Here is a 19,583-nt window from a genome sequence, read left to right on the forward strand (position 1 = left end):
GGGCAGGATTTCGGCAGTGGATAGCGTCACGGCTTCGTATATCATCACAGCTCTATCGCTCCATCGCGGTTTTCCTGCGCTCGTAGTCGGCGTAGGGCTCCTGCCGCGGCGCGGCCACCGACCTGTTTGATCCGATGGCCGCCCGCGAGCAATTCTGCCGCCTACTAGTTTGCGGGCAAGGTTATCTCCGCGAGAACCAGAGGCCTAAACCGTCAGCCGTTCTCTCATATTGCGGGTCGAGCAGCCTGGCGCGCGTGCTATTCGAGTACGCTGAGCTCGGTTGCCGCCGTTACGATGCAAACCAAATCGCAGGAGCAATTGGAGCATTTCTCGTCAGGGCCGTACCTACGAATTGCTGACGTGCTCGCGCTTTGCAAGTTTGGGAAAGAGTTCAAACCAGGAGCGGTACTCTGGCGTGTCGTCCCCGCGATATGCTTAAACAGCACCACAGGCGACTGATGTCGTGGCGTCTTTGCCGTGCTCGTCCACCGCCGTGCCGATAGCATCTGCTTCGGTCAGGTCTCGCCAGTCGATCATTGGATTTCCCTCCTTTGATGCCATACCCTGTTGCGATCGGTACCTCTCGCCTCACGGCATCAGCCGAACTTCAGGCCGATCTTCCCGCTTGCAGAAGCGGTGAGCTTTGTCGCCGATTTCTTCCCAGGCCGGTCGCGCGTGCGAGCTCGGATCGCTTTCTGGCATAGTTCGGAGCTACCATCGGGTAGTCGGGCGGGAGCTTCCACTTTTCTCGATACTGCTCCGGCGTGAGTGCGTATTTTGCCATCAAGTGTCGCTTCAGAGATTTGAAACTCTTGCCGTCCTCAAGGCAGACGATGAAGTCATCTGTGACAGACTTCTTGATCGGTACGGCGGGGCGTTGCTCCTCGACGGTGGCCGGAGTTTTCGCGGGTTCAGAAGTCTTGCCCAGCGAGCCGTAGGTTTGCTGAATAAGATGGGGGAGTTCGCTCGGAGCAATGACATTGCGGCTCAAATAAGCGGACACGATGCGGCTGGTGAGCTCAAGCCTTAGTTCGTTTGAGCGCGATTCCGTCAATGATCTTCTCCACAAGCTGTTACAAATTGAGATCGAGGATGCAACCTGCAGATATTTCGGTCGGAAGGAAGGCAGTGTACGCGAAAGGCGAACTTATCGACAGGTTCTGCCGCGTCCCTTTCTCGATACCACGGCATCAGCGCCTGTATATCTTTGGTTGGGCTGTAAGTGGCTGCCATTATCGCCCCTCGTCGCGTTGCGGTGAAAAGGCCGGGAGGTCGTCGTCCTCCAGAGGCCTTGTGGTGAGCGGATTGAGCGCCATGCGGCTTTAGCGAACAGAGTTCGCTGAAGGAGCTTTGAGCGCTGCTCCTCTTGGCCTTGTATGGATTCGAATGAAGGAATCTGCGGGGGGTAGATATTTCGCCGAGATCTCTGAGGCGGGCATTTAGGCATGGGGGCGGCGCGCCGCAAGCAGAGGAGGCGCACCGGCTCCATGGCGCAAAGATTCAGGCGGGTTTGCGATAAGTGCTGAAGGAAGCCAATATCTGTGCACACATGTACGCGTTTCGCGCGCCATCCGACGCTTCTGCACGCTGCCAGGCCGGTCAGAACAATCTCCAACGTAAGAACGGCCAAGTCTAGACCAGCGAAACAGGCGTCACTCAAACGGAGCCTCTCGAAGGGACGCGCTAGGAAAGGCCAACCGAAGGCACATAGATGAAGCGACCTCGGTCCTTCCGCAGCAAACAACTCTTTGGCACCCGAGTTGGCGCCGGAGCTGTTCGCGCTGGTAGCGATCCATGGGTGGCCTTCGCTCTTTAAGCTGCCGATGAAGTGGAGGGCCCTGCATGTCAAGGAGATTAGGTCTGCAGAAAAGTGGTTCTTCCTGAAATCGCGGAAGTGGATCTAACGAAAGGGCCAATCCTCCCCTAAAGCTGTTCCAGCAACATTTGAATCGGGAAGGAACGCGAGGTGGAAAAGTGTATGCCAAGCGGATTCCCACCGACACTGAATTGGTCTGATCGGCGCCCGCTCCATTGGTGGAAGTCAAGCTTGGACCATATCCTCGCTGCGGGTCGCGGAGTCATGGAACGCCGATAACCGCTCCGAAGCGGACATAGCGTCCGCAACTACGAGGAGGAAGTCGCTTCGGGGTACGGGATCTCGATGAAGGCGGAAGACCCACCATTTGGAAGGAACTCTTTGATGTCTATCAAAATTGCAATCAACCCGATCACTTGGACAAATGACGACGTGCCAGAACTCGGTGGCGATACGCCGCTTGAACAGTGCCTCTCCGAAATGCGCCAGGCGGGGTACGCCGGGACCGAGTTGGGCGGGAAATACCCGCGCCAGAGCGCAGCATTGAAGAGGGTGCTCGACCTTTATGGGCTTGAACTCGCCTCCGGCTGGTGGGACGGGCGCTTATACGAGCGGGATGTGGATGCAGAATTTGAGGCTATCCTGCCGCATTTGACGCTGCTCAGGGATCTGGGTGCTAGGCATGTCGTCTACGCCGACACCTCAATGGGCCGCCATGACGGCATTCGTCAGCCTATTTCCAAACGGCCAAGGCTGAGAGGTGAGGAATGGGAAGCGTATGGCCGCAAGCTCACCGACCTTGCAGAACGCATGGCGGAGTTCGGCGTCGGCTTGGCCTTCCACCACCATATGGGCACCATCGTCGAGACGGATGAGGAGGTTGATCGGCTTATGTCCGTGACAGGAGAACGCGTTGGTCTCCTGTTCGATAGCGGGCACAGTGCCTTCAGCGGCGGGGATCCTGTGGCTCTGTGTGTCCGCCATGCCAAACGCATCGTCCACGTGCATTGTAAGGATGTGCGCGGTGATGTTCTGCGCGCAGCCCGAGAAGGGGATCTCAGCTTCATGGACGCCGTTCTGGAGGGCATCTTTACCGTTCCCGGCGACGGGGGTGTCGATTTTCCCTCAATCCTTGAAAACCTCGCCAAAACCGGTTATCGCGGCTGGCTCGTCGTAGAAGCAGAGCAGGATCCAAATCAGGCCCACCCGCTGACCTATGCCAAGATGGGTCACGAAAATCTCGCGCGCATGGCTGCGGCGGCCGGCTTCCGATTATCTTCGGCAGATGCGTTTGATTGGATTGACACCAGGCAAAACGTTTAACCCGCAGCGGCTTAACCCTCCCAAGGCCGGCGGGTTGGGGCGACACGTTAACGAGCGTGTCGCCCCCTTAGAAACGGAAACGTTAAGTGGGGAGAAGCAGTAGGATTCGCCGGTATCACTCACGCGTGGGGCTCGACGTATGCCCACTCGTCTTACCGTGATAGACGTGATTGTGGCTTTCGCGTCGATGGCTTCGGAAATGAAAAGCGGGCTGTCTGGAGGAGAGATAGGTCCTCAACAGGCGCGGGGCTGTTTGAAGCCCTTGGCGCGAGCTCGCTCGATCCACGCCGCTACCGACATAGCCCGCCTCGGAACTTTGCTAGATGAAGTTGAGCATGGCCGCGCCTGCCGGGGGCCGTACCTGCTCGCACAGGAGGAAGCCTCATGGACTTAGTGCGCTTTGGAATTATTGGTACGGCCGCAATCGCCGTTGAGAAGGTTATACCGTCGATGCTGAGCGCCGAGGGGCTGGAGGTAGTCGCGATCGCCTCACGCGATCTGGACAGGGCGCGGGCTGCGGCGACCCGTTTCGGCATCGGACGGAGTTACGGATCGTACGACGAGATTCTGGCAGACCCGGAAATCGAGGCGGTCTATATCCCCCTGCCGAACCACCTCCATGTGCACTGGGCGATCCGAGCCGCCGAAGCGGGCAAACATGTTTTGTGCGAGAAGCCGTTGGCTTTGGACGTCGAGGAACTGAGCCGCCTTATCGACTGCCGGGATCGAACGGGCCGGCGGATCCAGGAGGCGGTGATGATCCGGGCGCATCCGCAGTGGGACGAAATTTTCGACATCGTCGCTTCCGGGGAGATCGGTGAAGTGCGCGCGATACAAGGCGTATTCACCGAAGTCAATCTCGATCCGAAGAGCATCGTGAATGATGCCTCGATTGGCGGCGGGGCGCTTTATGACCTCGGCGTTTACCCAATCGCTGCGGCCCGGATGGTCTTCGCTGCCGAGCCGGAACGCGTTTTTGCCGTTAGTGACCTCGACCCGGTTTTCGGTATCGACAGGCTGACGAGCGCCGTCCTGCTCTTCCCCGGAGGTCGTCAGGCTACGCTTGTGGTCTCCACCCAACTTGCTCTGCGTCACAATGTCGAGATCTTTGGCACCCGGAAGTCGATCAGCCTTAAGAATCCGTTCAACCCCACGCCGGATGACCACTGCAGGATCGTCTTGGACAACGGCAGCAAGCTAGCGGCGGCTGCGGCCGAGACGAGGCGGGTGGCCCCGGCCGATCAATATCGCCTTCAGGCGGAGCGGTTCAGCGCCGCGATACGTTCCGGTAGCCCGTTGCCGATCGAACTCGAATGGTCGCTGGGAACCATGAAGGTGCTCAATGCGATCCAGCGTTCGGCTGAACGCGGCAACTGGGAAACCGTCTAGCGGAAGGGCTAGTGTTTGGGTCCGCAAATCGCCAACGCGGGCAGATAGAGTTGCGCTGGCTCTTTGGGATGGCGCAAATGCTTCAGGCCGGCCGAAGGCTGAAATCCGAAACAGGCATCGAGGCGGTCTGCTGCGAACTCCAGCGCAACACGCCGCTGCTGCCGACCAATTCGACGGAGCGTCGATGATTGCCACGTCAGGTCCCGCAGGAACCGACCCCGGTCTCCGTTCCTCAAATTCATGGCAGACCAATTACCTGTGGCGGCGCGCCTGCTGCAGCGCGCTCTGTTGGGCGCGGCGGACAGTGACGCTCGGTCGGAGCTGAACTGATTGCGCTGCCATATGTTCGGCGCTTCGTTAAGCGGCAGAACGCGCCCGACACCGAGGGCGATCGTGGTCGCCGCCGAGCAACCAGAGATGCGTTTTTGGGAACTCAAATCGGAATGGCAGCAAGTCGAGCCGGTGCTGGCTCGTGAATGTCTCCTCCATGAACGCACCAAGCTCGTCAATGCTCTGTATGCAGTGCTGTACATACCGTTACATCATCCTGCAGGGCAGGTAATCTCGATCGAAGCGAAAACCAAAGAAGATCGAGGAACGTGGCGGCCGAAAGGAATATGGCGCGGCGGTTGCGGACGGTGCGGGAACCGGCCCGATAATTACGCTTGCGGTGAAGGCTGTAACGAAGACAATCTTCACGTCGTCCAGCGTTTTAGTTTGCGCTGGGGCAGCCTACGCGCCGCTGAGAGGAATCGCGATTGCCAAGAGTCCAGCCGGGATGATCACTACGGACTTCGCATTCACTGGCATCAGGGGCAGAATTTCTCATCACCGACTTGTCGCCCTAGCGTCCCGCAATGATCCACGCCGAAGGGACAGGCTATCCGCCCAGTCCAGAAATGACGGGTCTTTCAAAAGCTCATATTCGTCGATACGAATTTGCGCGGAATCAGGTTCAATAGCCTCTATCTCTCCTGCCGCATTTGCGTGCAGGCAAAGAAAATTCAGGCCAGGTTCGATTTGATGATACAGATCCTGGTACCGCTCGAGTGCAGGTTGGTTCCTGTGCCATGGCGTCTCAAGGGCTTTAGTTGCAAGTTTTTCGCCAGCATTTAGGAGACGCTCGGCTGCGCTCGCGTAAGAGTCTTGGTCAACTGCTCCCAGATTGTGTTTAGGCCCGTATGCTTCGATGGTTGCTGGGAACAGCGTGGGTAGTTTGAACTCAAGCGAAAGTGCGACATATCGGTCAACAAACTCGGGAGCAAAGACGCCGCCCATGTGGCCATCGACATGCGAAGGGATCAGGCCTGCCGCGAGGAAGGTCTCGATCTGAGCACGCATCTCGGCTTCGACCGCATCTGGATGGGCGTTGCGTCGGAGCTCGGCTACACTCCGCCACATAAAGCCGTCGCTATCGAAGAGGCCGGATGCAGGTGTAGCTTTTGTTAGAGGGCGCCACCTGTAGTGGCGTTTCTCAGATGTGAGTGTGAGATGGATACCGACATTGAGATCGGGTTTCAGCGCGCCTGCCTCGGCGATTTCCGGAAACCATGGGCAGGGGACCATGACAGATCCTGAATCCACCGCTCCAAGCCGGCGCAGCTCTAGGTAAGCTTTATTAGCCCCGTGACACATGCCGACGTCGTCGATATTGACCACAACGAACGGGGTTCCGCACTCTCCGCTGTCGCTTTTCTCAACACTAGTCATCCTTATAGTCTCCCCCGACCGTGTAGCCGGTTTCCTCAGTCAAGTATTTGTGGCGGCCCCGGGAGGCCGTCTAATGGATGTGCATTTTGACGGATCTTCTTCAGCTTCGACGACCACTCAACACACCGGGATGTTGAAGAGCTCCGAACGAAGTGGGTGCGGCAATCATCGCACATTGTTACCTTCCGCCTTATTTAGGTCCCGCGACAGTAGTTCGGTGGCTGCTTCGGCGATGGTGAGCGCGGCAACAGCGTCTGAAGCGGTCGCGCCTCGCGGCGCTCCTCCCCGGGCAGCCTGAACAAAATCTTCGAGCTGCGCCTGTAGGGCATTCAGGAAGACTGCTTCTCCATCCGGGGGCCAGAAGAAGCGAGCTTCGGCAAAGCCCGAGGTGCCGAAGACCTGAGTCCAGCACGCATCCCCTGGCGGAAATCTCCGTCCTAGCGAAACGAGGCCGCTGCTACCGTCTGACAAATCGCACAGCAGCTGAACAGCGTCGGGATCACCTTTCACCGCTCCTGCAAAAGTAGTTTTCGAGGTGGCAACGCGAAAGTTGGTCGGTTCCTGACCCGTGAGCCAGCGCATCTGATCAAATTCATGAACGCCCATGTCGATGAACGCACCGCCCCCAGTAGCTCGGAATGAATTCGCTGGCGGTGCCTCGTCCCATTGGAAGCAGGAAACGAGGTAAAGGTTGCCAAGCAGTCCAGCGCGGATGTCATCTCGCAGTTGCTTCAGCTCAGGAACGAACCGTCGCCAGTATCCTATCTGCAAGTGCACTTTATACCGTTCTGCCACGTCGGCTGCTTTGCGAGCTTCTTCGGCAGTGACCCCGCAGGGCTTTTCGCAGAGAATAGGCAAGCCGCGTGCCGCTATGTCTGCGACTGTATCCACATGCGTATTGCTGGGGGTTGCGATAAGTACTCCATCAACTTCGCCTGCTTCTATCATGTCACCGGCGGTTTCATACGTTTTGATCCCATTGCCCGCCAAATTAAGGCGACTAGCGGCTATCGGATCCGCGACAGCAGCGATCTCGACGAGCGAGCTTTCAGCAGCGGCACGAACATGAACCTGGCCCATTCGGCCAGCGCCCACTAAACCAAGACGGAATCTGGTCATCGTAAATCCAACGGTTAGAGTTTTATAGCTGATAGTTCAAAGCAGCCTGACTTTGCCGCAGGCCAACACTGCCACACACACACGGCAGGGTATGTACCGGTGACGGCCAAAGCCGACGACGTGTAAGCGTTTGATCGTCCTTATTTTGGTAGCCCGGTTTCGGTCGAGCCCACACGGTGCGGAATGTGTCATCTCGTTGCCCACTCACAGGTCCGTCGGAACTCGCATCGGAGGGGAGCGCGGCGACACCGCGCCCCAGATCAGATCAGTTCTTTCCCTGAAACTCGGCGAGATTCGCCTTCGTGACGAGCTCGAAGGGGATATAGATTTTTCTTTCCACAGCTTCGCCCTTGGAGAGCTTGAGTGCGGCGTCAATTGAACCTTTGCCCTGGCCGACAGCGTCCTGGAATACGCTGACGTCCAATTCGCCAGCTGCCATCGCAGCAAGCGCGTCATCGGTGGCATCGATGCCGCCGATGACAACCGAATCCATGGAGCGCCCAGCGGCTTTCAACGCCTGGATGGCGCCGATCGCCATTTCGTCGTTGTTTGCGATGACGGCATCGAATTCGATGCCCGCGGAGAGCCAGTTGGTCATCAGGTCGGCGCCCTGGGTGCGCTGCCAGTTGGCGGTCTGCTCCTGGACGATCTCGATGCCTTTGCATTGGTCGGTTGCGAGAACATCATGAATATCTTTTGTGCGCATGCGGGCCGCCTGGTTCGACAGCTCGCCCATGATGACAACCGCCTTTCCCTTGCCGTCGAGCAGCTTGCAGATTTCCCGGGTCTGTAGCGTGCCGGAATCGACCTCATTCGAGGCGACGAAGGCTTGCTTTTCCGGAAGTGTGTCGATGTTCACCGGCTCGCGGTTGACGTAGACGAGCGGAATGCCGGCATCTGCCGCGAGCTTCGACATGACGGTCGTCGCATCGGTGTCGACCGGCTGGACGATGATGGCGTCCACTCCGGCTGCAATGAAGTTCTGGATCTGGCTCTGCTGCTTGGCCACGTCATTGAGTGCGTCTTCGATCTGTAGGTCCACGCCGTCGAGCGTCTTAGCGTAGTCCTCCATGCCGTTGCGTAGCAGGGTTCCGAACTTGTCGTCGAACACCGCCATAGAGGCGCCAATGGTCTCCGCATGCGCAGCCGTCGACACTAGGACAGCCGCCGCGATGCCTATGATGAATTTTTTCATTTCTTTCTCCTCCACTCTTCAGTGCCGGCGCAATCCAACACTTGAAGAGGCCAACGATTGAAGGAATACTGGCTCACTGAAAAGAGCAGCTTTCAACGATTTTGAAGGAGCCAATTTGGTCAAGCGACGCACCCGCTTCCCCTCGGATATGCTTGTTCTCGATAGAGATGCAGATGTGCCCATGCACCGGCAGCTCTATGAAAAGCTGCGTGCAGAAATACTCGCCGGGCATCTCAAGGCTGACACACGGCTCCCTCCCACCCGTATGATGGCCGAGGATCTCGGCGTCAGCCGCAACACGGTGATCACCACTTACGACGCACTTCTCGCGGAAGGTTATCTGGAATCACGTTCAGGGTCGGGCACCTGGGTGGCAACGCTGCCCGCGGACGCCGTCACTGCGCGGAACTCGGTCGGCAGGGCCGGTGCGCCGTCTCTCTCATCCCGCGGTATGAGAATGGCCGCTCAGCCGCGAGACCGGACGATCCCTGACCGCATCGCCTTCCATCCTGGCTACCCGGAGATCAAAGCGTTTCCCTTCTCTACGTGGGCACGGCTGCTCAAACGGCATGCGCGATATTCCCATGAGGACCTCTACGGCTATCATTGGGTTACGGGGCACCCGCGGCTGAAGGCGGCGATAGCGGAATACCTGCGGGCTTCACGGGGCGTGGAGTGCGCCCCCGAGCAGGTGATTGTGGTCAACGGCACGCAGGCCGCCCTCGATATTCTTGCTCGGATGCTCGTCGACGAAGGCGATATTTGCTGGATGGAGGAGCCCGGTTACATCGGCGCACAGAACTCGCTGCTAAGCGCCGGCGCAAAACTCGTGCCACTGCCCGTCGAACGGGACGGCTGGTCGCTGGAAGACGAGACCCGGCCGTCGCCACGTCTGATTTTCGTCACGCCATCCTGCCAATGGCCGCTAGGCTGCTTGATGCGCATGGAAGACAGGCTGCGGCTTCTTCAGATTGGAGAGAGGCATGACGCCTGGATTGTCGAGGACGACTACGACAGCGAGTATCGCTTCCGCGGAAGGCCGGTTCCTGCGATGCAGGGCTTGGACAAGTCCGGCCGCGTCATCTACATGGGTACCTTTGCGAAGACGCTCTTCCCCTCGCTGAGGATCGGCTTCATCGTCGTGCCGCCGCAGCTCGCCGACGGGTTCAAGCGGGTTGTTAGCAACACCGGCCACTATCCCTCCCTTCTGCTGCAAGCTGCACTTGCGGACTTCATCAGCGAAGGCTACTTCGCCACACATCTTCGTCGGATGCGCCGCCTTTATGCTGAGCGGCAGAAGGTGTTCGTAGCTTTGTGCCGACGCCATCTCGCTGACTGGCTCACAATAGACGAAAACGACGCGGGCATGCAGCTTGTCGCGCGCTTCACACGGGCGCTTGAGGATGAGGTTCTATGGCGGGCGGCACAGGGGCAGGGCGTGAATTTCTCGCCACTGTCACGACAGTTCTTCCATAGCCCGCCCCAGCAGGGCGCCATACTAGGTTACGCTGGCATCGACCCGAAGACCATGCGCGAGGGGATTAATTCTTTGCGTTCAGCCTTCCTGGCTTTGGAGAGCAGCGGCGCTCTCCCTCTCGACCGTGCCACGGCTGCTCCACGTGGTTGCTGAGCAGTCGAGCAAGCACGTGGACAGCCCGGCGAAAAAAAGCGGTTCTCTCCAAAAACTAGAAAGCGGTTCTAACGAAGGGACCAATCATGCGTTAGCATCCACTGGGATTATGAACGGGAGGGGAACCAATGGTTCCGACGAAACGAGATTACAGTCTGCTTGGTCGTGATGCCGAGGCAGCGGTCGCGAGCGGGCTTGCCGCGGCCGAGTGGTATCATACCGACATTCCACGCAAGCAGATTAAGGAGCTGATGAAACGCAAGGATGGCCCAGCCATCCGCGACACCGCGATCTGGCTCGGCAGCATGGTTCTTCTCGGCGGCCTCGGCATCTATTTCTGGGGGAGTTGGTGGGCGCTGCCTTTTTTCCTGGCCTATGGCGTCCTTTACGGTTCCGCCTCCGACAGCCGCTGGCATGAATGCGGTCACGGCACGGCCTTTAAGACGAGGTGGATGAACGACATCGTGTACCATATTGCCTGCTTCATGATCATGCGCAATCCGGTCACTTGGCGCTGGAGCCATACCCGCCACCATACCGATACCGTCATCGTCGGCCGTGACCCGGAAATCGCCGTCATGCGGCCGCCGGATCTCATCCGCCTAGTTCTCAACTTCTTCGGCATCATCGACGTCTGGTATGCCGCCATCGACATGGTGCGCAACGCCGTTGGCGTCGTCAGCGCCGAGGAGAAGACCTTCATTCCGGAAATGGAGCAGTCGAAGGCGATCCGCGTGGCGCGGATGTGGGTGGCGAGCTATGCGGGAACGATCGGGCTTTCGCTCTATCTCGGCTCGATCCTGCCTTTGATGCTCATTGGCCTGCCGCGGCTATACGGCGCGTGGCATGCCGTGATGACCGGGCTCCTGCAGCATGGCGGCCTTGCCGACAACGTCACCGATCACCGGCTGAACAGCCGCACCGTCTACATGAATCCGGTCAGCCGTTTCATCTACTGGAACATGAACTATCATGTCGAGCACCACATGTTCCCGATGGTGCCTTATCACGCGCTGCCGAGGCTGCACGCCATGATCAAGCACGACCTGCCGGCAGCGAACCCTTCGATCCTTCGCGGCTACCGGGAAATGATCCCAGCCTTTCTAAGGCAGTTGCGCAACGAGGACTACTTCCTGAAACGCGAGCTGCCGCCGACGGCAAAGCCCTATCGCGAAGAGTTCCACAATGACCGCGTCGTTCACGCCGCCGCGTGACGCGTGAACCGGCGCGCCAATCAAAACAAATTAGCGAATGGAGGAAACACGATGAGCTCGAACTGGGTCGAGGTTTGTGCGGCCGATGAAATCGATGAGGAAGACGTCATTCGCTTCGATCACGAGGGTCGCACCTTCGCCGTCTATCGCAGCCCTGACGACGAGTACTTCGCCACCGACGGGCTCTGCACGCACGAGCAGATCCATCTCGCCGATGGCCTTGTTATGGACGACATCATCGAATGCCCGAAGCACAACGGCCGCTTCAATTACAAAACCGGCCAGGCCAACGGTGCACCCGTCTGCGTGAACCTTCGGACCTATCCCGTGAAGGTGGAGGCGGGCAGCGTCTTCCTGGCGATTTCCTGAAGCCGCTGTTTGGAGCGCCGGGAGCGAAGAGGGAGGAGAGCATGAGCCGTATTGTGATCGTTGGCGCGGGCGAATGCGGCGCACGGGCGGCCTTCGCCCTCAGGGAAAAGGGCTTCGACGGCGGCATCACTTTGATCGGCGCCGAGCCGGACCTTCCCTATGAGCGGCCGCCGCTTTCGAAGGAGGGGTTGGCCGCTGCCGCGCCCCCGAAATATCTGGCGGATGCCATGCGGTACCAGGAGGCCCGAATCACGGTCTTGACCAACGCACCGGTCGCAAGGATCGACCGCGACGAAAAGGCGGTGGAGCTCGCCGATGGCCGGTCCGTTGCCTATGACCGGCTGCTTCTTGCAACCGGTGCTCGGCCGCGGGTCTTTCCCGGCGCACCTGAAAACTCCGAACGCATTCGCATGCTGAGGACGCATGCCGACGCCTTGGCGATCCGCGCCGCGCTCGCGCCCGGCCGGAAGCTCGCCGTCATCGGTGGTGGCTTCATCGGCCTCGAGCTCGCAGCGACCGCCCGCAAGCTCGGCGCCGAGGTCGGCGTCATCGAGGGCCTGCCGCGTATCCTTTCGCGCGGAGTGCCGAAGGAGATTGCCGCGATCGTCGACGAACGGCACCGGCGCGAGGGCGTCAAAATCCTCTGCGGCGCGCGGATTGCGACGATACGGCATCAGGGCGATGGCGCGAATATACTTCTTGCTGATGGCGGCAGCATCGCCGCCGATCTCCTCGTCGTCGGCATCGGCGCTACTCCGAACACGGAACTTGCCGAAGCCGCGGGGCTTGCAGTCGAAGATGGCATCGCCGTCGACGAGACGCTCCGCACATCCGATCCAGACATCTTTGCCGCGGGCGACTGCTGTTCTTTTCCCCTCTCGCATTATCACGGCCGGAGGGTGCGGCTTGAAGCTTGGCGCAATGCTCAGGAGCAGGGAACGCTGGTCGCGGCCAACCTGATGGGCGCGGCCAAGCTTGTCGCAAGCGTACCGTGGTTCTGGTCGGATCAATACGAGCTAACCCTCCAGATCGCCGGCCTGGCCGACGATGCTGCGGTGACGGTCAGGCGCGATCTCTCGGATGACGCTTTCATTCTCTTCCACCTCGACGGTGAGGGCCGGCTGATCGCTGCGAGCGCGATCGGCCCGGGCAACGCCGTCGCTCGCGATATCCGGCTGGCCGAAATGCTGATCGCCACAGGCAGTCGGCCAGACCCGGCAGCACTCGCCTCGCCCGAGACCAAGCTCAAGAAACTCTTGGGGGTCTGAACGCCGCCAGACTCGCCATTAACCCTCACAAGTGCCGGAGATTTCCATGAAACATCGCCGCCCGACCGTCGCCGATCTGTTGTCTATGAAGGGTAAGAGGCAGCTCATCATGCTGCGCGTCGTCACGCTCGAGGAAGCGGAAGCGGCCGAAAAGGCGGGCATCGACCTCGTCTCCGTTCCGCCGGCGCTGCTCGGGTCGGAATTCCGCGAGGCGGCACCTACTGTCTTTGCCTTTCCGGGGCTCGACGATTTCGTAACGGCTGAGGACTATCTTCGCGCAGCCTTCCAGGCGATGCGTGCCGGCGGCGACGCCGTCTATTGCGCCGCGGGGCTTTCGACGGTCCGGCGGCTGCGCGAGGAGGGAATTCCGGTCTGCGGTCATGTCGGGCTGATCCCATCGAAAGCCACCTGGACCGGCGGCTTCCGCGCCGTCGGCAAGACGGCGGAAAGCGCGCTCGAGATCTGGCGCCAGGTGAAGGCACTCGAAGAGGCAGGCGCCTTCGCGGCCGAGATCGAGGTTGTGCCAGGAGAAGTCGCCGCCGCGATCTCGCAGCGAACCTCGCTGCTGATGCTCTCCATGGGCGCGGGTACTGGATGCGACGCCCAATACCTCTTTGCCGAGGACGTGCTCGGGCAAAACCGCGGCCACTATCCGCGCCATGCCAAGGTCTATCGCAACTTCACCTCCGAGTTGGACCGGCTGCAGCAGGAGCGCATTTCAGCCTTCCGTGAGTATGCCGAGGATGTGCGATCCGGCGCCTATCCGGGAAAGGCGCACCTCGTAGGCATAGCGCCGGAGGAGCTTGACTCTTTTCTGAGCTGGATTGAGCCACAGGAACAAGCTGATTTTCGTGCACGGTGACTGTGGCTCACAGCTTCGAGGCGGCAAAGCAAGGACAAACCATGCACAAGTATGTTTTGACGATAACCAGCAAATCAACGCGCGGCATAGTCGGCGACATCTCCGGCTATCTCGCCGAAAAGGGCTGCAACATCGTCGACTCGTCGCAGTTCGACGGCCTCGAGACGGGTCTTTTCTTCATGCGGCTGGCCTTCATCAGCGAGCAAGGCGCAAAGGCCGAGGAGCTCCGCGAAGCGTTCGAACCGGTGGCGAAGCGTTTCGGCATGACGGCGGAAATCCGCGATACCGCAGAGCGCATGAAGGTGCTCTTGATGGTGTCGCGCTTCGGCCATTGCCTGAACGACCTGCTCTATCGCTGGAAGATCGGTGCGCTGCCGATCGACATCGTCGGCGTCGTTTCCAACCATTTCGAATACCAGAAGGTCGTGGTCAATCACGACATTCCCTTCCACCACATCAAGGTGACGAAGGAGAACAAGCCCAAGGCCGAAGCCCAGCTGATGGATGTCGTCGAGCAGACCGGCGCCGAACTGATCGTGCTGGCCCGCTACATGCAGGTGCTTTCGGATGCGCTCTGCAAGAAGATGTCGGGGAAGATCATCAACATCCACCACTCCTTCCTGCCGTCGTTCAAGGGGGCGAACCCCTACAAGCAGGCCTATGAGCGCGGCGTGAAGCTGATCGGCGCGACGGCGCATTACGTCACCGCCGATCTCGACGAGGGTCCGATCATCGAGCAGGATATCGCCCGCATCACCCATGCGCAGTCGGCCGAGGATTACGTCTCGATCGGCCGCGACGTCGAAAGCCAGGTGCTGGCCCGCGCCGTGCACGCCCATATCCACCACCGCTGCTTCATCAACGGCAACCGCGTCGTCGTCTTCCCGCCGAGCCCGGGTTCCTACGCCTCCGAACGAATGGGGTAGGAGGTGGCCCAAACTTTTGCAGGCAAACAGATCGCCGCGGTTGTGGTCGATGCCGGAGGCCCGACTTGCTTTGCTCGAAGACCGTCGGCATCGGAACGGTTTGCAGTCAGCATGGCTGCGTGTGACCCAGCGGCTCACCGTTAAGCGCGAAGAGGGAGATTCCAAGTAGTGGCGATCGCAACAAAGCCTTTCCAACGAATGTCGTAGGAAGACCTCTCAGCGCTTGGGGCCTCGCTTGAAAGGCGAAATGATGAAACTCGATGTTGATCCGGGCGCGCTCACTCCCGCGATGCTGTCGCCCTCACTTCAGCTCCACAAGCAGCCGTCGAGCAAGAAAATGGCGTAGGTCGTCGGCTATTGTCGCCTCACGCGGGCGATTTCGTTGTCGCGCTTGAGCGAAATTGCCTAAGGTGCCGCCGCAATTAGCAATAGGAGCGGCGGTAAGTCCCGAGTTGGTCTCTATTCCTCCCCAGGCGTGGACGCCCTCCGCTCGCACGCTGCGTTCTCCGCTTCGATGGGGGAGTCGGTATTGCCGGCGATATCACGGACGTAGGTTGAGAGGGCGGCAATCTGTCCATTGCTCAGCTTTTGGTTGAAGGGTGGCATTCCTGCTCCCGTTCGTGACTCCTCCGCTCTAACGCCATTACATATGGTCTGTATCAGGTATTCGGGCTCACCGCTCGCAAGCGTGGCGTTTCCGGCAAGAGGTGGCACCAACCCCTCGACGCCTCCACCCTTAGGGCCATGGCAAGCTGAACAACTGACCTCATACAGCTCAGACCCTGACAACTCACGGGAGTGCGCCGGGACCGGTGTAGGAGGTTTTGCCCCAGGACGTTCGCCGCTTGCGACAGCAGCCCTGTCCATCCACATGAGCTCCGCTAATGCGGCTCTGTCATCAGAGACTCTCGATTGGAAATTGAAGCGATCCGAAGCGCGGTAGCCGGTGCCGCCGAGGGTCGCAATGACTGCCACGCCAATGAGGTATTTGCATATCATACTCATCTAGTCCTCTATCAATTCACCGGGGTGGCGGACGTATTTTTCGAGGATCGCACGTGCTGCGCGAAGCGCCAGCGCACCGACGGTGCCTGTCGGGTTATAGCCAGCGTTGTTGGGGAAGGCGGAAGCGCCGATGACGAAGGTGTTGGGGCAGTCCCAGGCTTGCAGGTAGGAATTTACCGCGGAAGTGGATCGATCGGCCCCCATGACAGCGCCGCCGATCGTGTGGTTCGACGCTCCGATTGCCGTGGTGAACGGCTTTTGCGCAAAGTCGAAGGGGGCAACGTGCGACGCGCCCATCTGGTGCCCGATTTCTACCGCCCGCTCTTTGGTGAACTTTGCCATCGCACGGTCGTTTCGGGAATACGTGTATGTCAATCGCGGCAGCGGGATCCCGAAACGGTCCGTGTAGGTTGGATCTAGGTCAATATAGCCGTGCTTGGTCGGCATTGACGTACCTTGGTTGAACAGCACGCCATGGTTCTGGTAGTACTTCGAATACGCCTTCTTGAAGCCCGAGCCCCACCGGGGCGTGCCCGGGGGAAGATTGTTGGTCTTGGCAATCGGTGCGCCACCACGCGAAAGGGTAAGGATGCCTGCTCCGCCGATGAAGTCGAGCGACGAGTGGTCGAAATTGTCTCCGTTGTAGTTGTCGATTTGCGAACCGAGGCCGCCCGCGCCGATAAATGGATTAATTTTGTCTCCTTCAAACCAGAGATCTGCACCGGACACTGTCTGGTAGCTAAAGTTGCGGCCGACTACGCCCTCGCTTGAGAGCGGGTCATACGGCTTGCCTATACCTGACACGAGCAGCAACCGAACGTTGTCCATCTGGGAGGCGGTTAGACAGACAATATCGCCCGGCTGTTCAATCTCTTTGCCGCTCTCGTTGATGTAGGTAACGCCAGTCGCCGTTCTGCCGTCAGCAGCCTTGTTGACGCGGGTGACACAGGCTTTGCTTATGACTTTGAAGTTCGGTTCCTTTTGTAGGTATGGAAAGACGCACGTTTGCGGGGTTGATTTCGAGTAATTGCCACATCCGTGGTACTGACAAAAGCCGCAATAGGTGCATGGCGCTAGGTGAGCGCCGAGCGGATTGGCGTAAGCCTCAGAGACATTCGCAGCGGGAATGGTGAACGGATTTAGGCCAAGCTCCGATGTCGCCTTGTTGAAAATTTCCATCATGCGAAGCGTTTTCAGCTTCGGCGTTGGGTAGTCCCGCGATCGCGGTGCTTCGAATGGATTGCCCTCGTTAGTCACCTTCCCCCTAAGATTTCCTGCCTTGCCAGCGATGCCCGCAATGCGTTCCCAGCCATCATAGTCTGGTTCCAGGTCATCGTAGGTGAGACCCCAGTCCTGCAACTGCAGCTCGCCGTCTTCGGCGCGGGGCATACCATATCGCTTGATCGTCTCGGTACGAACCTGGAAGTCCCACGGCGTAAAGCGCCAGGCCATTCCTGCCCAGTGGAAGCCCTGACCTCCAGCGCCGCCCCCAAGCTCAAGGATACCTAGCTCGCGCTGCGGAACAGCGATCTGGTCAAGTGTGTTGCGCATGGTGAGAGTGTTGTCACGCGGTTTTGCCAGCAACTCCTTGCGTGAGCTCCAGCGCAACTCATCTGGATCAACAGTAAGCGGCGTATCTGTCTGTGGATCGATCCGGGGGCCTCGGTCTATCGCGACGACTCTCATGCCTCCATGAGAGAGTTGCGCGGCGATGAGCGAGCCTGCCCAGCCGAGACCAACCACGACGACATCAGCCTTTGTATTTCTTGCCATTATTCAGGTCCGCCTTGCTTGTCCGCGAGCAACTCAGCCCTTGAGAATGAGGCTTACGTTGACTAGGTTGAGTTCCTGGCCCGTCCTTTCAGTGTAAGCTCGGTAGTCGTAGCGAGCACCCGGGAAGCCGATCATCTTCCACCCTGCCATATCTTTGTTTCCGCCATAACATGGATCGGCAAAATAGCCCTCTCGGGCATTGGTCAGCATCAACTCGAAAAATCCTTTCGTGTTGACGTCTTCGCCCAATTCGATCTTGCCGGTTTCCATTCCTCTTAAGATTTCGTCCTGGCGGTCCGACTGGAGGTCGGCAAAGGACGCACCGTCCGTCTTTAGCGAGTAGGCTTCAAGTGCTTTGAGGCCGAAATAGTACCGCTCGCGCGGTGTGGAGATGAACTGAGCCTTCTGCAGCATCTGCTCTTCGTGGGGCTGCACGGGCCCATCTCGATAGATCGTCGAACCCTCGCCATATCCTCCCGCCAGTTGGTCGTCGAGGAAGTCAAGACAGCCCGCTCCCGATGCCGATGGCCCCAACTCATCTCCAGGAATCAGACGATCAAAAACCGCCTTCAGGATCTCCTCCTGGCCTTGTGTGAGGACTTTGCGAACGCCATCGCGTCTGGTCGTCTTTGGCAGAAGGCCCTCCTCCTCGCCATGGGTGGTCCTGTTGGCAACCACTGCGGTGACAACTGCCACAGCGCGGAACAGTAGCTCTCGTCGTTTCATTGCTAAGCTCCCATTGGTGGTGATATGCAAGCGGCCATGAAGTGGCCGCCAAGGGTTCGCGCATGGGATGATCAAGGCTCTGGCTGGCCTGATCTGTGACGGTCGAAGAATACCGAAGCACAAGCTACGATCACTCCGACCGCGATGATGAAGAGCAAAGCTCGCCCGAGCCCAACGGCCTCCGCGATGCGGCCAATGATGGGCGGACCAACCAGAAACCCGGAGTAGCCGCAGACCGAAACGAAGGTGAGCCCGACCGTCTTCGACACAGTATTCATGCTAGCGGCTTCGCTGAAGATGATCGGCACCAGATTGGCCATACCCAGTCCCAAGAGGGCGAAACCAGCAAGCTTCCCGGCAAAGCTTGGCATGAACAAAGCCGTAGTCATGCCCGCCGACGCAAGGCTCCCGCTGATCGCTATCAGTGCCCGACATCCGATGGCGTCTTTGACCCGATCTCCCGAGATCCGGCCGGCAATCATAAGGAGCGTGAAGGCTACATATCCTAAAGAGCCGACTTGATCTGTCACCTGTTCAACGCGAATGAGATAGAGCTTGCTCCATTCAGCAATTGCACCGTCGGTCACCATTGTCAGGAACGACAAGATTCCGAACATAAGGAGCTTGCAATTGCGCAATTCTCCTATCGCGAGTCTGTGCTCCCCGGACCTGACGTCATCCAGAAGGTGGGGAAAAAGCCACCGCGCAACGATCAAAATACCGGTCAGCAAGGTAACGGAACGGGCGACATAATGGCCATCGCCAATGACCCCGAAGGTCATGATACCCGCAAGTATTCCAGTGCTGGAACAGCCGTGCAGGAACGCCATAATGCGAGGGAATCCGTTCTCTTCGAGCGCCTTGGCCTGGTGGTTCATCAATACATCCATCGCACCATTCGCGGCGCCGAAAAGGACGATGCTGCAGAGGAATGTCATGCAGTTTGGCGCAGCGAAAATCAGAACTAGCGCAGAAGGAAACAAAAGGGCGGATTGAATCGACATGCGGCGGCTGCCGAAAACGTGCGAAAAATAACCCGCTAGCGACATGAATAGCAACGCCCCCGCCGCCATGATTAGGAGCACGACGCCGAGTTCGGCGTCGTTGAAGCTATACGCGTTTTTAACATGCGGGATGCTTGTCGCCCAGGCGGCAAGCACCAAACCGTTGATAAAGAACTGAAAGGCTACAGCCGTGATCGTTAGCTTTTTACCCGGATTAGTATGAACGCCGCCCATCGGGACTCTCCGCTTGGTTT

At 59.0% G+C, this 19,583-nt stretch carries 16 protein-coding genes; 8 read left to right on the forward strand and 8 right to left on the reverse strand.

Annotated features, from left to right (window positions below; translation table 11 throughout):
* Window positions 1-607: 607 nt before the first annotated feature.
* Window positions 608-1,054: a Ros/MucR family transcriptional regulator gene (locus PZL22_RS29975; RefSeq protein WP_014528465.1), complete on the reverse strand. Its 447-nt coding sequence runs from the start codon at window positions 1,052-1,054 to the stop codon at window positions 608-610.
* A gap of 1,146 nt (window positions 1,055-2,200) precedes the next feature.
* On the opposite strand from PZL22_RS29975, the gene iolE reads away from it, so the two are divergent.
* Window positions 2,201-3,139: a myo-inosose-2 dehydratase gene (iolE, locus tag PZL22_RS29980; protein WP_014528466.1), complete on the forward strand. Its 939-nt coding sequence runs from the start codon at window positions 2,201-2,203 to the stop codon at window positions 3,137-3,139.
* A 384-nt stretch (window positions 3,140-3,523) separates the two neighbouring features.
* Window positions 3,524-4,528: a Gfo/Idh/MocA family protein gene (locus tag PZL22_RS29985; protein WP_046066542.1), complete on the forward strand. Its 1,005-nt coding sequence runs from the start codon at window positions 3,524-3,526 to the stop codon at window positions 4,526-4,528.
* An 828-nt stretch (window positions 4,529-5,356) separates the two neighbouring features.
* On the opposite strand, the gene PZL22_RS29990 is transcribed toward PZL22_RS29985, so the two are convergent.
* The 3 genes from PZL22_RS29990 to PZL22_RS30000 form a co-directional block, all read right to left on the reverse strand.
* The gene (locus PZL22_RS29990) at window positions 5,357-6,238 is read right to left on the reverse strand and encodes a polysaccharide deacetylase family protein (protein WP_127701652.1); all 882 of its coding nucleotides are present in this window, start codon (window positions 6,236-6,238) and stop codon (window positions 5,357-5,359) included.
* 165 nt (window positions 6,239-6,403) lie between these two features.
* Complete coding sequence (locus PZL22_RS29995; RefSeq protein ID WP_014528469.1) at window positions 6,404-7,357, reverse strand: Gfo/Idh/MocA family protein; 954 nt, start codon at window positions 7,355-7,357, stop codon at window positions 6,404-6,406.
* A 265-nt stretch (window positions 7,358-7,622) separates the two neighbouring features.
* Window positions 7,623-8,552 carry a sugar ABC transporter substrate-binding protein gene (locus PZL22_RS30000; protein WP_046066541.1) on the reverse strand — a complete coding sequence of 310 codons (930 nt, stop codon included), beginning with the start codon at window positions 8,550-8,552 and terminating at the stop codon, window positions 7,623-7,625.
* Between the two features lie 115 nt (window positions 8,553-8,667).
* Between PZL22_RS30000 and mocR the strand changes: the two genes are divergently transcribed.
* The 6 genes from mocR (at window position 8,668) to purU (ending at window position 14,821) form a co-directional block, all read left to right on the forward strand.
* A complete protein-coding gene (mocR, locus tag PZL22_RS30005; protein ID WP_014528471.1) occupies window positions 8,668-10,182 on the forward strand; it encodes a rhizopine catabolism transcriptional regulator MocR in 1,515 nt (504 codons plus the stop codon).
* 128 nt (window positions 10,183-10,310) lie between these two features.
* A complete protein-coding gene (locus PZL22_RS30010; protein WP_127701653.1) occupies window positions 10,311-11,396 on the forward strand; it encodes a fatty acid desaturase family protein in 1,086 nt (361 codons plus the stop codon).
* Window positions 11,397-11,447: 51 nt separating this feature from the next.
* Window positions 11,448-11,765, forward strand: coding sequence for a MocE family 2Fe-2S type ferredoxin (locus PZL22_RS30015; RefSeq protein WP_014528473.1), 318 nt, complete (start codon window positions 11,448-11,450; stop codon window positions 11,763-11,765).
* A 41-nt stretch (window positions 11,766-11,806) separates the two neighbouring features.
* Window positions 11,807-13,033 carry an NAD(P)/FAD-dependent oxidoreductase gene (locus PZL22_RS30020; protein WP_284718738.1) on the forward strand — a complete coding sequence of 409 codons (1,227 nt, stop codon included), beginning with the start codon at window positions 11,807-11,809 and terminating at the stop codon, window positions 13,031-13,033.
* Window positions 13,034-13,079: 46 nt separating this feature from the next.
* A complete protein-coding gene (locus tag PZL22_RS30025; protein WP_088196027.1) occupies window positions 13,080-13,895 on the forward strand; it encodes a 3-methyl-2-oxobutanoate hydroxymethyltransferase in 816 nt (271 codons plus the stop codon).
* 41 nt (window positions 13,896-13,936) lie between these two features.
* Complete coding sequence (purU, locus tag PZL22_RS30030; protein WP_127624141.1) at window positions 13,937-14,821, forward strand: formyltetrahydrofolate deformylase; 885 nt, start codon at window positions 13,937-13,939, stop codon at window positions 14,819-14,821.
* Between the two features lie 459 nt (window positions 14,822-15,280).
* Here purU and PZL22_RS30035 read toward each other — a convergent pair whose 3' ends face one another.
* From PZL22_RS30035 to PZL22_RS30050, 4 genes are all read right to left on the reverse strand, one after another.
* Window positions 15,281-15,826, reverse strand: coding sequence for a c-type cytochrome (locus PZL22_RS30035; protein WP_014528476.1), 546 nt, complete (start codon window positions 15,824-15,826; stop codon window positions 15,281-15,283).
* On the reverse strand, window positions 15,827-17,599 hold the full coding sequence (locus tag PZL22_RS30040) for a GMC family oxidoreductase (RefSeq protein WP_284718739.1): 1,773 nt from the start codon (window positions 17,597-17,599) through the stop codon (window positions 15,827-15,829).
* Between the two features lie 33 nt (window positions 17,600-17,632).
* The gene (locus PZL22_RS30045; RefSeq protein WP_014528478.1) at window positions 17,633-18,325 is read right to left on the reverse strand and encodes a gluconate 2-dehydrogenase subunit 3 family protein; all 693 of its coding nucleotides are present in this window, start codon (window positions 18,323-18,325) and stop codon (window positions 17,633-17,635) included.
* A gap of 71 nt (window positions 18,326-18,396) precedes the next feature.
* A complete protein-coding gene (locus tag PZL22_RS30050; protein WP_234706381.1) occupies window positions 18,397-19,563 on the reverse strand; it encodes an MFS transporter in 1,167 nt (388 codons plus the stop codon).
* Window positions 19,564-19,583 lie beyond the last annotated feature (20 nt).

Source organism: Ensifer meliloti (genome assembly GCF_030064585.1).
Lineage (GTDB): Bacteria > Pseudomonadota > Alphaproteobacteria > Rhizobiales > Rhizobiaceae > Sinorhizobium > Sinorhizobium meliloti.